The 14,507-nt window shown below is 45.3% G+C and carries 10 protein-coding genes and 1 tRNA gene; 1 reads left to right on the top strand and 10 read right to left on the bottom strand.

Going from position 1 to position 14,507, the window contains the following annotated elements:
* From nusA to AAAA78_RS07100, 5 genes are all read right to left on the bottom strand, one after another.
* A complete protein-coding gene (nusA, locus tag AAAA78_RS07120; protein ID WP_340591088.1) occupies nucleotides 1-1,398 on the bottom strand; it encodes a transcription termination factor NusA in 1,398 nt (465 codons plus the stop codon).
* 15 nt (nucleotides 1,399-1,413) lie between these two features.
* Nucleotides 1,414-1,935 carry a ribosome maturation factor RimP gene (rimP, locus tag AAAA78_RS07115; RefSeq protein ID WP_340591087.1) on the bottom strand — a complete coding sequence of 174 codons (522 nt, stop codon included), beginning with the start codon at nucleotides 1,933-1,935 and terminating at the stop codon, nucleotides 1,414-1,416.
* 214 nt (nucleotides 1,936-2,149) lie between these two features.
* Nucleotides 2,150-2,548, bottom strand: a complete 399-nt coding sequence (locus tag AAAA78_RS07110) for a GNAT family N-acetyltransferase (RefSeq protein WP_340591086.1) — start codon at nucleotides 2,546-2,548, stop codon at nucleotides 2,150-2,152.
* 42 nt (nucleotides 2,549-2,590) lie between these two features.
* On the bottom strand, nucleotides 2,591-3,541 hold the full coding sequence (locus AAAA78_RS07105; protein ID WP_340591085.1) for a hypothetical protein: 951 nt from the start codon (nucleotides 3,539-3,541) through the stop codon (nucleotides 2,591-2,593).
* Between the two features lie 116 nt (nucleotides 3,542-3,657).
* The gene (locus tag AAAA78_RS07100; RefSeq protein ID WP_340591084.1) at nucleotides 3,658-4,872 is read right to left on the bottom strand and encodes a hypothetical protein; all 1,215 of its coding nucleotides are present in this window, start codon (nucleotides 4,870-4,872) and stop codon (nucleotides 3,658-3,660) included.
* 277 nt (nucleotides 4,873-5,149) lie between these two features.
* Between AAAA78_RS07100 and AAAA78_RS07095 the strand changes: the two genes are divergently transcribed.
* Nucleotides 5,150-6,043, top strand: coding sequence for a S1 family peptidase (locus AAAA78_RS07095; RefSeq protein ID WP_340591083.1), 894 nt, complete (start codon nucleotides 5,150-5,152; stop codon nucleotides 6,041-6,043).
* A 138-nt stretch (nucleotides 6,044-6,181) separates the two neighbouring features.
* Here AAAA78_RS07095 and AAAA78_RS07090 read toward each other — a convergent pair.
* The 5 genes from AAAA78_RS07090 to AAAA78_RS07070 all read right to left on the bottom strand — a co-directional run bounded on the left by AAAA78_RS07090 (nucleotide 6,182) and on the right by AAAA78_RS07070 (nucleotide 14,379).
* Nucleotides 6,182-6,267, bottom strand: a tRNA-Leu gene (locus AAAA78_RS07090).
* Nucleotides 6,268-6,388: 121 nt separating this feature from the next.
* Nucleotides 6,389-6,853, bottom strand: coding sequence for a hypothetical protein (locus AAAA78_RS07085; RefSeq protein ID WP_340591082.1), 465 nt, complete (start codon nucleotides 6,851-6,853; stop codon nucleotides 6,389-6,391).
* Nucleotides 6,854-6,863: 10 nt separating this feature from the next.
* Nucleotides 6,864-7,709, bottom strand: a complete 846-nt coding sequence (locus AAAA78_RS07080; protein ID WP_340591081.1) for a hypothetical protein — start codon at nucleotides 7,707-7,709, stop codon at nucleotides 6,864-6,866.
* Nucleotides 7,706-8,452 carry a TIGR02147 family protein gene (locus AAAA78_RS07075; RefSeq protein WP_340591080.1) on the bottom strand — a complete coding sequence of 249 codons (747 nt, stop codon included), beginning with the start codon at nucleotides 8,450-8,452 and terminating at the stop codon, nucleotides 7,706-7,708. The genes AAAA78_RS07080 and AAAA78_RS07075 overlap by 4 nt, the downstream gene beginning before the upstream one ends.
* 8 nt (nucleotides 8,453-8,460) lie before the next feature.
* Nucleotides 8,461-14,379: an alpha-2-macroglobulin family protein gene (locus AAAA78_RS07070; RefSeq protein WP_340591079.1), complete on the bottom strand. Its 5,919-nt coding sequence runs from the start codon at nucleotides 14,377-14,379 to the stop codon at nucleotides 8,461-8,463.
* Between the last annotated feature and the right edge of the window lie 128 nt (nucleotides 14,380-14,507).

Here is a 14,507-nt window from a genome sequence, read left to right as displayed (position 1 = left end):
CTACTCCTCATCCGCCTCTTGAGCATCAAGTTTTTGCAACTCTTGCTTCAAAAGAAGGTCCGCTTGTGCTTTCGCGGAAACATTAGATTTATTATCTTTTGCTGCTGTTGGAGCTGTTGGCACTGGTACGCCTTCAGCTTCATATTTCGCGACAAGAGCTTTCGCTTCTTTCGCCAATTTTTCAGCTTTATCTGGATCGTCATAACCTGGGATCGTCATCAATTCTTCCACAGTTGCTGTCGCCACTGCTTGGAAAGAACCGAAACCAGATTGGAAAATGTTTTGCGCCATTGTCTCGTTCATGCCCGGGATCAACATCAAGTTGAAGATTGATTCCGCCGTACGAGAAGCCGCTGAAGATTCAGAAATGATATCCAATTTCCAAGTTGTCAATTTCGCTGCCAAACGCACGTTTTGACCACGCTTACCGATAGCCAATGACAATTGAGAATCTGGAACAACGATTTCCATTTCACGGTTCGCATCATCAAGGAACACGCGAGAGATTTCAGCCGGAGCCAAAGCGTTGCACGCAAAACGAGTGATGTCTTCATCCCAAGGAACGATATCGATCTTCTCGCCACGAAGTTCTTGTACGATGTTTTGTACACGAGAACCCTTCATACCAACGCAAGCACCCACTGGATCTACAGAGTTGTCTTTAGAACGAACCGCGATTTTCGCGCGTTGGCCCGGCTCACGAGCCGCCGCCATGATCTCAACAACACCGTCATAGATCTCTGGAACTTCCATTTCGAAAAGCTTCATCAAATAGCGCTCATCCGCGCGAGACATGATGATTTGTGGTCCGCGAGTTGTTTGACGAACTTCAGACAAGTAACCTTGAATACGGTCCCCTGGCTTGTATTGTTCGCCTGGGATTTGTTCACGAGGTGGGATGTACGCTTCCGTACGGCCCAAGTCGACAACAATCGCGCCTTTTTCCACGCGACGAGCGATACCCGATGCGATTTCACCTTTACGTTCTTCGAATTCATTGAAGATGATGTTGCGTTCAGCATCACGCACTTTTTGCATGATGATTTGTTTTGCTGTCTGAGCCGCAATACGACCCAAATCAGAAGCTTCCATTTTAATACCGATAGAGTCATCAAGTTGAACATTTGGATCCAACTTTTGAGCTTCGTCGTAAGGGATTTCAACTTCTTCGTCGATGAACTTTTCACGAGGGACGACTTCTTTGAACTCAAAAAGTTCAACTTCGCCGGTTTCTTCGTTATAAGCGGCTTCAATTTCACGGTATGTGCCGTACTTCTTGCGAGCAGCTACCAACATACCTTGAGTGATTGCATCGATAACAACTTGCTTGTCGATACCTTTGTCTTTTCCGACTTGATCAATCACTTTAGAAAGATCTGAAAACATATTTTCAGCCATGACTTTCCTCTCTCGTTACTTTTTTTGACCTTTGGTCATTTCAAAAACTACTTTAGCTTTGTCGATCATGTTGTAAGGGATTTTGATCTCCACATCTTTCACGACAAATCGGATGCCGCCTTCATCAGCCGATTCCAAAACTTCTTCGACTGTTTTAGCTGCCTTCCATTTTTTATCCGTCACACCAGCACTCTCCAAAGCTTTGGAGGTTTTGATATAAATCTTTTTCCCCACGGCTTTTTGGAAGTGCCAAGGCTTGCGCAAGACACGATCTAAACCCGGAGTTGAAACTTCAAGATTGTAAGCGCCGCCAGGGATCAGGTCTTCATTGGCATCAAGAAATTCATTAAGACCTTTAGAGACATTCGAGCAATCATCAATGCTGACGTTGCCGTCTTCTTTGTCGATGTAGATACGAAGTGTTCTTCCTTTGCCCAAGCCTACGAACTCAATGTCGTAAATAAGGACGCCTTCTTGAGCGGCAACCTCATTGGCTATAGCTTCTACTTTTTCCATCCAAGATGGGGTCTCTGACATTTTAAGGTAATCCTTTATAACATATACGGCGACTGGACGGAGTCCAGTTCCTGCGAGATTTGCAGGGGCTAGAAATTTGATCGAAGAATCGATCCACCCGTCCGGGCGCAAAAAAAAATGGGCCTACTGGGCCCATTGGAACGACTTGAAACTAGCAAAAAAAATGAGCGAGGGCAAGGGTTTATCTTCACTCCCCGAAGGGGCGACACTCCCTTTATGAGTGTGAGTACAAAATGGCCGTCGCTCCGTCCTTGTAGTAACGGGGCCGCCGACGAACTTCCTTAAACCCTAGTTTTTCATAGAGTTTTTGCGCCGGAACGTTCTCCTCATGCACCTCCAACCAAAGCTCGCGCTCTTGACCCTTTGCGTTGACAAGATGTTCAATCACCTTCTCCATAGCTCCTCGACGTCGGTACTGGGGATGACTTGCAACCAAAGAAATCTCAAATGCCTCGGGAAGCTCACGATAAAGAACAAAGCCAATTAAAACATTATTCTCAAAAGCCCCGACCGCTTCCGCTGTCGCCATCTCCGCCCCCAAAAGATCTTGAGGCCAGTAAAACTGTGGAAGCAACCCCTGCTCAGCATGAATGGCCTCAATCAAGGCACGCATGGCAGGTTTATGAATGCTAGTCAGAGTTTCAATGTGCATAAATTAATCCGCAATAAAGTTACGAACTTTGTACTTACGCTTAATCACTTCAAACCAAGCGCGGATGCGCTCTTCCAACTGCTGCTGCGCCAGAAAGGTTTTGATATTGTCTTTAAAAGATTCAAAAGGAGTCGAACCAAACTTCACACGATTCTTATCGTAATAGGCCTGTGCCTCTTGATCGGTAATAATGCTCGACATCGAATTCGATTTAAATTTCCAAAAACTCTTAGCCGTTAACTTACGAGCCGTAAACTTCTTAACTTCATCAGAAGAAACCTCAAGATCCCCCCAATAAGCTCTCCCAGAAACAGCTTTCTCAACCTTACTGACAGCCGCTTTCAGATCATCATCAGAAATAGCCGCCACATTAAAGTTTTCAGCCTCCATAGCCACAACAGCCTCAAGCAAAACAGCCGTTACCGCATTACGAAACTCCGGCTGCACCGGCCGAATTTCATAAAGCCCCTTCAAAGGAGTCTTAGGAGGAAAAAGAATATTCTCAATAACCATAGAAATCTGAACTTCCCGACTAGTAACAACATGCTCAGAAACCTGCCCCACAGTTTCAGTAACCACAGAAGCAGCAAAAGCATTCAAAGAAAAAAGAAAAGGAAGAAGAAATCTCATAAAGAAAACTATGATAGAGAAACCCAACAAAGTCCAGCCTTCGCCAAACCCACGGCTCAGCAGGCCAGCAAAACACAAAAAAAGCGCGCAGCGCCAGACCCCCCCCCAAACGCAATGCCGACATCTAACAAAAGAAGTTAACATTCCACTTTCAGCACACGCAAAAAAGGGGATTTTATTTTTCAACGATGAGGTGGAGTTAGAGGAGGCTTGGGTTGAAGCAGTTCGAAGGACGGCCTTCAGCGGGGCCTGGATGGCCCGAACCGCGCAAAGCGCGGCGCTGACTGAGCCAGGAGGGCGTACCGACCGAAGCAACTGCTTCAACCCAAGCCCCCTCTAACTCCACCGCTCTTCGCCTGAAACAAAAAAAACAAACCCCGCCTTTGCAGACGGGGTTTGAAACCACTGAGGAATTAATAAAACTACTTATTCATATTAGATTAGAAATTAACTCGTCCGACAAGCGACATCACATAGTACTGAAGCTTTTCGATCGGAGTTCCATACTGAGGTCCAGCCATCCAAGTGTTTCCAGCGTTCACACGGCTAGACAAGTTCCACATATATCTGAAATCCAAACCCAAAGAGTACTTCGGAGAGAATTCCAAATCCGCACCAATGATCGTACCGATATCGATCGCGTGAGAATTAGCCTTCGTGTCGTTGTAGTATCCGTAGGATTTGTTATCCCAAGAGAAACCTCTGTAAGAGTAAGATACCACACCACCGAATACGGGTTTTACGATACCAGAGAACAATTGAACTTTCGCAGCCAATGAACCTGAGTATTGTTGTACGTCGATAGAGTCTGGAACGTAAACTCCGCCACCGCCATACGCGTAACCATTTGTGTAGTAACCTTGTCCTTCAACTGTATAGTTAGAGTACAAGAATGAACCTTCGATAACGATATTGTCGTACTTCGTACCGAACGCCACACCGAGAGCATAGTTTCCTTTTACTTGGCGAGTGTCTGGATAGTCACCGACTCCCAAGATACCTGCCACGTATTTAGTTTCAAGAGGAGCAACAGCCGCTTCTTCTTCCGTTTTCATAGCCGCAGCTAATTCTTCGCGGATGATGTCGCGTGTGTTCTCTTTAGGTTCTTCAACTTGTTGAACTTGCACAGGTTGTACTGGTTGTACAGGCTGAGCATAAACAGGTTGTTGAACTTGTTGAGGTTGCTGTTGTTGTTGGTCTAATTGGTTGAACTTATCACCAAATAAAACCGAAGCTCTTTTCTTCTCGTCTTCCATACGAGATTGCTCGAGCTTTTCAACGATTCTTTGTTCAGTTTGCAACTCAGCATCTTGACGTGATCTGCGGATTTGTTCCGCGCGAGATTCTGTCAGTGGAGAAGCTTCAATCACAGTCGTTGGCTGTTTTTGAACTTGTGTTTGTTGCAACTGAGCATTGGACGTCGGTGTTGCCTGATTCAAAATATAAATAGGCTGACCGCTGACCGGTGCTGTGTTGGCAATACCAGCTTGAGCCTGAGGCTGAGCTTGTACTGGAGCGGCCGCTGCCGCAGGTGCCCCTTGCTGGCTTGAATACATTTGATCAAGCTCGGCATCGACATCACTTTCGATACTCTGAGCAAGCGCATAAGTAGGCGCAATACTCAAAGCCGCAAGTATATAGAAATACTTTTTCATAGAGTCTCCTCGTGGTTCTGGTTTCAAAAACCTTTTTAAGTCACTTGGGCGTAAAGCAAGCCTGATGCCAACAAGGCCGAAATTCGTCCCCGCCGTCTAAGTTGTTGATATCAAAAGTAAGTCGCTGTCTGACCCTTGAACGCGAGTCCCGGTCACTGACCACAAATGTGACAACTTACAAGACGCTTTCTGAAATTCTTGCAAAGAGGAGTCATTTCGCCCCTGACCATGGAAGGATTTGGTAAAACTACGCTCTATATATAAGGAGATATCTCTCATGATGTCGAAACTCCTCAGAGCCAGCGCACTTGTTCTTTCTCTTTCTGCTCTAGCGGCATGCTCTTCTGGCGGCGGTGGCAGTGAAGATCTTAAAGTTGAACCTGCAAACTGTGAAATCAACGGAAAATCTTTTGGTATTGTTGGCGGCGAAGTTCTTGGAACTGGAAATGAATTGAGTGCCAGCACTGTGATGGTTGTGCACGTCAATTATAAAGATGACGTCAGCATCTGCACAGGCACTCTTATAGATAAAGACAAAGTTTTGACGGCAGCTCATTGTATTTCCGCTTTCGGCGGTAAATCCGTTATTGCGTTCACCAATAATATCGATTGCGCGGCGAAAGCGAAAAACAGAACTCTTCGTCCTGTTGTGAAAGACACCTATCATAAAGATTATTCTTATTGGACGAAGTCCTTGGAAAATGCCTCTTATGATTTGGCAATTTTAAAATTCACCGGAGGCATTCCTGCTGGATACAAGGTGCGCGAGCTTCCTGCAAAAGATTTCCAACCTGTTGCGAGTGATACGATTGTGATGTCTGGCTACGGTAATACGGAAGAAAAAAATCAAGACTCCGGTGTTCTTCGCTTTACAACGGCAACGGTGTCTCGCCTGGTGAAGGATTTCTATTTGGCTTTGATTGGCTCCACTGTTTCTATTCAGAATACCTGGATGCTTCAACAGTATGACAACGGTGTTTGCACAGGAGACTCTGGCGGACCTCTTTATGTGAGTTCTGAAAAAGGATTAACTTTGATTGGCGTGACATCAATGGGCGTCGATAACCGCGCGACAGATGAAAAGAATGTGCGCACTTGTCACGGCATGGCCCTTTTCACAGATCTCAGACCTCATCTTGATTGGATTCGTGGGAAAATGAATTCTCTTTAGTGCTCAAGAGCGGATTTAGAAGCTTTAAAAACTACAGGCTTCGCTTGCTAAGTTTATGATTTTTAAGAATTTTGAGTAAAGTTCCACCATGAAGTGAGTAGAACCGTAGAACCGTAGAACCGTAGAACCAGAATTAATTGGTGCGGGTGGAGGGACTTGAACCCCCACGGACGTGAATCCAAGAGATTTTGAGTCTCTCGTGGCTACCATTACACCACACCCGCGCGTGAGGGATATTTTGTAAATAAAAGTGCCCTAATACTCAAGCTCTTTTTTCTAAAAAGTGCATACGGGGGCTAAAAACGCAGTGTTTCAATGGCTCCTGCATGCTTTGTAAGCAAAATCTTAAATATTGGTCCATACGGCGCAGGCGATGTTGCTTATTTGGATTTGATCTGTTGCTGAATGACCGGGGCCTTTCCAAACTCTGATGAAATTATTTTTTATTGGTTGAGTTTTTCCTTCTTCGATCACTGATTTTTGATCCATATCCACGAAGTTCGGGCCGTTGTACTTGATCGATACAGGAAATTCTTTTTCAGCATAAGCGGCTAGTCCTACGATGGCTGAATTATTGGCGGGTTCGTCGTATTCGAAAAATTGTGTGATCTCTTCTTTTGTAAAGCGGTAGCCGAATTTGTTTTCTTCGGTTTCGAAAATCACTTCGCCGCTTTCGGGGGTTCCTGTGGCTCCTGTTGTGTTGATGTGGACTGTGACCCAGGTGTTGTCACTTGCTCGACCTGTGCATTCTGAGACTGCGAAGGCTTTTGCTGAACAGATCAAACTTGCTAATAGAATAAAATATTTCACAACAAACTCCTTAATTTCTTAGAAACCAAAAAACTAATTCAACTCCGCCGATCGTCATCTTTCCAGAGACTTGGCAGACGCCTTTTTCAGGAAGCAGGCAGGCTCCCCATTCGGGTTCGAAAATCATTTCGCCTTTCAATGTTTTCGTTCTGTCTAAAACGGTGATTTCGTATTTATGAAACAGACCACGAGCGTTGCTTGACGGTGGTGTTACTCCCGCCTGCTTTACAATCTGCACTTGCCGATAAGAGTCTTGGCAGTTTCCGGCGGTTTCCATTATCAACGTTTCCTCGGAGAGTTTGACGTCGAGTTTTCCTGGCTGAATCGTGCAACCCTCGGGAGCAAACGTGAGTTGCGCTTTGACGTAGTTTGCAGGGTTTACCGGATTCCACCAAATACTGGGGCTGTAGTTATTGATGTTAAGCAATTCAATTAAATGTTCTGAGTGAATAAAGTTCGTGTCATCCACTCCACTGATCCAAAGGTATTCATGCAGAACAAGACGCAAGCGTGCTTTAGTTTCCGTCGAACGACGGAGATCCGTCCAGCGCGAACGATTGACTTTAATAAGGCGCTTCGTCGGATAATAATTCACGGCATCCCGTTCAAATCCATCGAGCATCACGTGGTCTTCGGAAACCACTTCCGTTGTCATGATGGCGGCCCTTAAGTTCGTTGCATCGAAAACGGGTTTGTTATTTTCAAACAACAGCTCGAGTCTTTGCAGAACGTCTCGACCGCTTAAAATAAATTCTGATGCGACAGTGTCCCCGGCGTTTCCGTGATCCCACCCCGCTGCGGCGGCTTGAACGGTGAAACCTAAGAGGATCATGACAATAATGAAGCAAGACCTCATGATTTTTTCTCCTGTGAAAGAGGAAAAAGTTGGATATTGAGTCGATAGACGGCGTCTCTTTCCCCGTCTTCTAAGTAGGTAGACAAACGACGGCGAAAATCCTGGATCATCACTTTGGCTTCCGGCAAACGCGATTTTGAAATCGCCATTGTGATGCCGCTGATATCTCGGGCTTCGACGGGATCAGCCTCTAAAGAATGCAAGGCTTTGGAAATGTATTGTCTATGTCCCTCTCTCAATGCCGCTGAAGGAATTTGCGAAGGTGTTGCCATATTTTTTCCTGTGAGCTGCCAAAGACCGTTTTTATTTTCAATAAGACTCAACTTTTCTAAACGCACCAAACATTCAGAAACAATTCCAAAAGGAATATTGAGGCGTTCTGAAATATTTCTCTCTTGTCCTTTGAAATCTTTAATTTCAAGCAAAGCTAAAATCGCAAAGTGCTGCCAAGATGAAATCGCTTCGGCACTTTCCATCGCAAGTTCACTGTAATTAGGAACAGCTTCATTTTCTTCTTTCACGAAGGTGCTCATGATCAGGGCCTGCGCCTCAACGGGATTCGTGATATTTAAACCCTCGACGATTTTTTGCGCCGTTTTGATTGTGAGCGGACGCTTGCCTTTCAGAATCGCTGACACCGTGGAAGAATCCATTCCCAGCGAACGTGAAAAAGCTCGCAAGGAATAGGAAGAGTTCTTCCGACAGCGTTCAGCAAAGGTGCGTTTCATATGCTCGATCAACATTCTTTCACCTATTTCACCGTCATAGTCGCATTCGGTGTTTCACCAAAAATACTTGGCGCATACAAACCCTCTGCGCGTGTAGGCGGAAGTTTGAAGATTCCTGGATTGTTAAGCTGATATTGGTATTTCACCGTCGTGCTACCTGAAAAAAGCCGTTCGAAATAAAACTTGTATCCCGAATAACCTTTTTGGCCGGAGCTATAGTAACCATAAGCTTCACTTAAAATATTACTTCCGGCAGGAATAGGATCTTGCATCGCTACATTGTTCACATCACCGCTTGAATGAATTCTTAAAGTCACTTCGATCACGTCGCCGGATTGAAATCCTGAATCTCGGGTGACGTTACGAATCTCTTTTTCAATGGAAAGCCCCTGACCGCGTGGCTCTGTCAATGGCACTGCCGTCAAACCTTGAACACCCACCCACGGATTTCCTTCACCTGCGTGAGTGACTTGCACTGTGGCTTGTGTCTGAATCCAAGGAGTTTTTAGTTCAACGCCACTTGTGCGACTCCAGTCCACGGAACCATGGGCTTGTTGTTCAGGGATCGAAATCACCGAAGAGCCTATCACGGCTTCAGCCTCATACGCTTTCGCAAAGACTTTAAGGCTTTGCGCTACGGACATCATAGTTACCGTGTTATACCAAGCACTCGTGTTGAGATTTACAAGCCCCACAGAAAGGCTTCTTGCTCTATTTCTGTCTCCGTGCAAACGAGCATGTCCTAACAAAAGAAAGGCCGTTTCTATTGTTTCATCTGAATAGAACCAGCCGTAACTGGGAGCGCCCTTGAGTTGCGCTGTGTTTCCCGTGTAAATCAGACGAGAAGGTTCCGTCAGTTGCATATAGAACGGTGAACTCATTGCCATCTCTGGCGTTGCAAAAACCTGCAAGAGCCAGACATTCACGAGATCACTGTTCGTCCACTTATCAACCGTGGGCCCGTACACTGCGGGATTTTTTTGCAGCTCCGTTGCAATCGTCACACTCACGGCTTTGGCAGAGGCTTGCAGGTTTTGATCTTTGAAAGCGAAAGCACTTCGCCCCATTACAGCTTGGGTGCGCACCCAATCCAGAGGTTCCTTACCGACGTACACAGGATCTACAGATTTAGTAAGAACTTGTGAAACGGCCCCTTTCAATTTTTCATTTAAAGCTGTTGGAACATATTTGAGTGCCCACGGTTCTTCTTGAAGAGCATTCAGGATATTTGCCGTCAACCACACACTTCCGCGACGTGCTTGCGGATAATATTTTACGAAGCCATTAAGGTCCGTGTATCCAAGGAGCATGTTGAGAACTTTTTTGATCTCTTCGGGTTTTGCCTCTGAACTATTGAGCAAGGCCTTATAGAACTGAGACTCGATAAAAAAGTCAGCGAAGGTATCTTGAGAAACACGCTCTTGAATTTGTTTAAGAGCTCCATTGACAAGACTGTTCGACAAAGAAACACGGATCTCGCCTTTTTGAGGAAGAGCTGTGGCCTCTTTATGAAGTTCCCGCATGAAGCTGTCATTTTCCATTTGCACGATAAAAGAATTATGTATCGCAAGAGGAACAGACGGCAGAATCACTTGGGCTTCGGGCTCCATGCTATCCACGAGGTTTCCGTTTTCATCGTAAACATTCACAACGTATTCGATACGACCCGCTTCATCAGAAATCGCGAGATCACCGACATCCACAGTCTCAGACGATGATGGCTTAATCTCTGTCTGTTTTGTTAAAGTCTTACGAGCTATTTCTTTGCCATTGCTATCTTTAACAATCACTTCCACTTCGGTTTTGTATTTCGCCGATTTCGCACCATTGTTTTGAATGGTGATTTTAACGGGATAAGAGTCACCGTGATGCGCTACCGATGGAATATTGGAGTAGGCTTGCGTGTCTTTCTCAGTGAAGTAAGTCGCTTCACCTGTTCCAAATTTTTGCGAGGAATCTGTGGCAATGGCGAAGACTTTAAAGCGTGTCAGGCTGTCATTGGTCGCAAAAGAAAATTTTGCGACACCATTAACGACCGGAATGCCCGGCTGAAAAGAAACCAACGCGTTGAACAGTCTTCGTTTAAAGTCTGCCTTCGCACTTCCGTCACCGCCTTCATCTCCACCTTTACGGGAGTTTTCACTTGGGATATCGGCGTTTTCATTCGATGTGACCGTTTCGATTTTTTCAAGCGGCGTCACCGTTTCCACACTGTGACCACGAAGCTGCATTAAGGCCTCTAAAATTTTGTAAGTGTCATTGGCTTTAAGTTCAAGAATCTTTTCTTCAATCGCTACGAGTGTCACCGTGCCACTTCCCAGAGATCCTTCTTGAGCTTTGACCAGGACTTGGCCTTCCACCGCTTCACCTGGCTCGTATTTTTCTTTATTCAACTTCACCGCCACTTTGGATTGGAAATGGCTCCAATTGACTTTCATATTGGCATAACCAAGACGGTATGTGGGACGGCCTAAATCCATTTCTCCCGGTTTTAACGTCGTTGTCGGCGCTCGTCCGGTGACAGCATAAATCGACAAGAAAGTATTCGGAGCTTGCGTGGCCCTAACTGGAACTTCGACAAATCCTTTTTCACAAGCATTTGCAACAATCGCCGCTTCCATCACGTCACTGCGTTCTGTTGTGACCAGAGCTCGGCATGTTTTAAACGGGCTTGAGAAACTCACGACTGCGCGGTCTCCATCTTTGTATTGTTTTTTATTCAATACCAAAGGAAGTTGCTTATTGGCTTCTCCGTCGCCGAAGTTATAGTAATCACCGGCGCCGTAAACTTTTCCGTCGCTTCCGATTTTAAAAAAGACGTGCGCGACTTGGTTTGAAGTTTTTGTTTTTACTTCAAAAGCATAATTTCCCGCCCTTAAAGAGCCAATTCGGCAAGTGGCGATTTGTTTTTGCATTGTACAAGAATTTGTCCAACGAACAGACTTTAGTTCCCTTTCAAGAGTATTTTTAATTAAGCCACCGTAGAGTTCTTCACCAATGACTTTGGTTTCAACACGAAGAATCTTAAGCTCAAGATCTTTAAGGTTCGTGATATTTTTTTGATTCACATCCATCACCGCGGCGCGAAGACGCGCTTCATTGCGATTTCCGGAAACCAAGTGCGTACCGGCATATTCTTGAGAGTTAAAAATATCCTTTGCCTGGGAAAGAGTTTGATATTCTCCCATTTGATCTTTGTAGCGCACGCGAGCCACAAGTTTTTTAGGTCGATCCACTGTTTTTAAAACTTCAGCGACAGAACGTCCGTCGCTGAGAATTTCTTTGGCGATATCCCTTGTCAACGAACCATCGTCCGCTGTCTTTAGATTAGGAATCGTAGCGGGACGACTGTAGGTAGGTAACGGATCTGAGTCTCCACTGCTCTCATCTTCGCTCAATTTGACAGGACCGTTTCCGAAGGTGAATTCGCGGAGATTTTTATTCGTAATAGAGGTTGATTCAAAGTAGTAAGATATATCAGACGCCAGATTTTTTGCGCCGACTCCGTTCGCATAACGGATCACGGAGTTGACAGGGATAGAATCCGGTTTTACCAGAGCTTGCGTTGGGAACGACATAATTCCTGACATCAACGGAATCTTGAATTCAGCGACTTCAATATCTCCCGATGCCACCCCCACATCTTCAGTATTATGACCAAGAAGTTTGACGTAGTAACGACCTAGTTTGACGGAAGAATCATTAGGGACATTCCAAACGATATTTGCAACACCGTTTTTCCATGTCAGTGGAAGTTCATAGTAAACGTCCCGCTCTTCAGCACTTGAAATTCGTGCGAGTGTCGGAAGCTGGTTTTCTGCCACTTCACTGAAGCCTTTGGCCTGAGGAATTTTTGCGATGAGCTCGATAGGAACTTCTTGACCCGGTTTTACCAGGTTCACACCTATCACGCTGTGAAAATGCGGTTGGTTTTCGGTGATATCACTGTAGTACCAATCAATCCCGGGGGCCGCCAACGCGTAAGTGTTGGGACTTGTCCAGGAAGAGTGCGAAAGAGTGATGTCATCAGCAAATTTAGCAACGACGTAAAAGCCGTCTTTCTCTAAATACGGCGAATAAAGGGATTCAGGAGAGTTGCAATTCGTGGCCCATTCTTCCCTGGCAAAACTCACAAGACCGGAACCATCCGTTTTTAAAGTTTTTACCTTCTCACCAAGGCAGTTGTAAATTTCAACATCGGCTCCGCTGACTGGTTCCGCGTTGGAAAGTCTTGTGACCCAAACAAGATTGCTCGTTGCCCCTTTTTTTAGATGAACGGCAAGATCCGTGACCTGCGCAAGAACGTACTTCGGATTGTAGTATCGCTCTTCTTCTGAATCCGAATGTCCCGCTTCAAATGTGGGACTTGAAATTTCAATCGGATAAAAACCACTTTGAGGGGACGTCCCTGCTTCCGCGAAAGGAAACTGCAGATACAACGGGCGATTTTTTTCTCCGGTGAGCTGTTGGTTTACGACCGTGTTCACTACGCCTAAAGTATCCAAAGGGCTCACGTAATTGGGCGAAGATCTATAAGAACCGCGCGTTTCATAGGCGCGGATGATATGAATCATCTCTGCGACATTTCGAATCGGCGCCCACACCTTGCTGTCTTTGCCGGTTTTACGAATGGAGATTTTTTGATTTAAATTAACAATGCCGACTGGGAGATAGACATTCGGAACATTCTTTTCAAAAAAGGAAACCGCTTGTGGAACATGAATCACTTCACTCATGGTTCCAATGCGGATGTGAAACTCGACAATGGCATTTGAAAGACGACGATTGTCGATATCTTTCAGGCCCTGAGGCAATACCACCTTCGCCTGAGTTTCGGGTTCGATATTCACGTTGAAAACCACGGAATCAACAATGGTGTCGCTGTATTTAGCGAGAAACGGAAAGTATTCGGCTAAAATATCCCAGATGCTGTCCCACAGACCCACTTCTTGATTGAGTTCAGGGTAACTTCGCACCAGCTTTCCATCTTTGGATTTATACGGCACATAATCGATGTAAGCTTCTTTAACGTCGAGCCATTTTGCATGACCATTCATCGCAACTGTTATGGGAGATTTTGGTAAACAAGTGGCATTCTTTGCGCTGGGATTAGCGCACTGGATTTTTGCTTGGAATTCGCTTCGAACAGAAAATTCTCTTGTGAACTTTCTCTCGGAACGAACATCACTGTTTTCACTGCTCGCTTGATTTTCAACTGTCAGACCTACCTGCGCCCCAGGGATCAGGTTCTGATGAATGGTCGCCAAGATCCAGTTTTTGGATTTAAATTCCACGCCCATGTAGCGATAGCTGCTAAAATAGGAAAATATCTTTTCAACTTGATCCGGAGGCACTGGGACCAACGGAATTTTCTCACTCGGTGCATTGGAACTGAGATAGTTTAAGTATCCGTTTTGTTCCGCAAAGAACTTCGTGCGATCTACCGGACCATCAAAAACCAAAAGTAGGACCGCCTCTTTTTCACGAAGCGTTCCCTGAAAACCGCGTGCGGCATAGACTTCTTTGACGTTGGGGCCGCTGACAGTCACAGAGTAATGAATCGTTCCGGCCTTCCAGACAGTTCCGCTGCTGGCGGCAATGTCCTCTAGCTGAACGACATCACATTTTGTACCGCCGACCGTTTCACCTGCGGCGTCTTTATCTTCAGAGGTTTTAAAATTATAAGTCCAGATGGTGTCGTTATCAGCCCAGCTTGGATAACCTTGCAGCGCTGGCGAGCACATCACCTTGAAAATTTCTTTCTCACCGTTTTTGCTTTTATCAATTGTCGATGGAAATTTGATTCTCAACTGCGAAAGAGGTTCATCGACTTTGTTGATCGGTTCCGGAATTACTCCGTTGAAATCTTTGATTTGTTCTTTCGAATTTGCAATAAATGGAAAAAACAAAAGGACACTTAAACTTAAGATCACGTGCTTCATAGTTTCCTCGCTGTATTTTTTATTTCGATTCCTCGGCGTTGTAACAAGCGAGTGGATCATCATCAATAGATCGAATGATTATATTCCCGCAAAGTGCGGCAAAAATTTTTCACGCATCAGCATAAGAT

It is taken from the genome of Bdellovibrio sp. BCCA (assembly GCF_037996825.1).
Lineage (GTDB): Bacteria > Bdellovibrionota > Bdellovibrionia > Bdellovibrionales > Bdellovibrionaceae > Bdellovibrio.
Note: the sequence above shows the minus strand (reverse complement) of the source record. Positions and strands in the feature narration are given on the sequence as shown.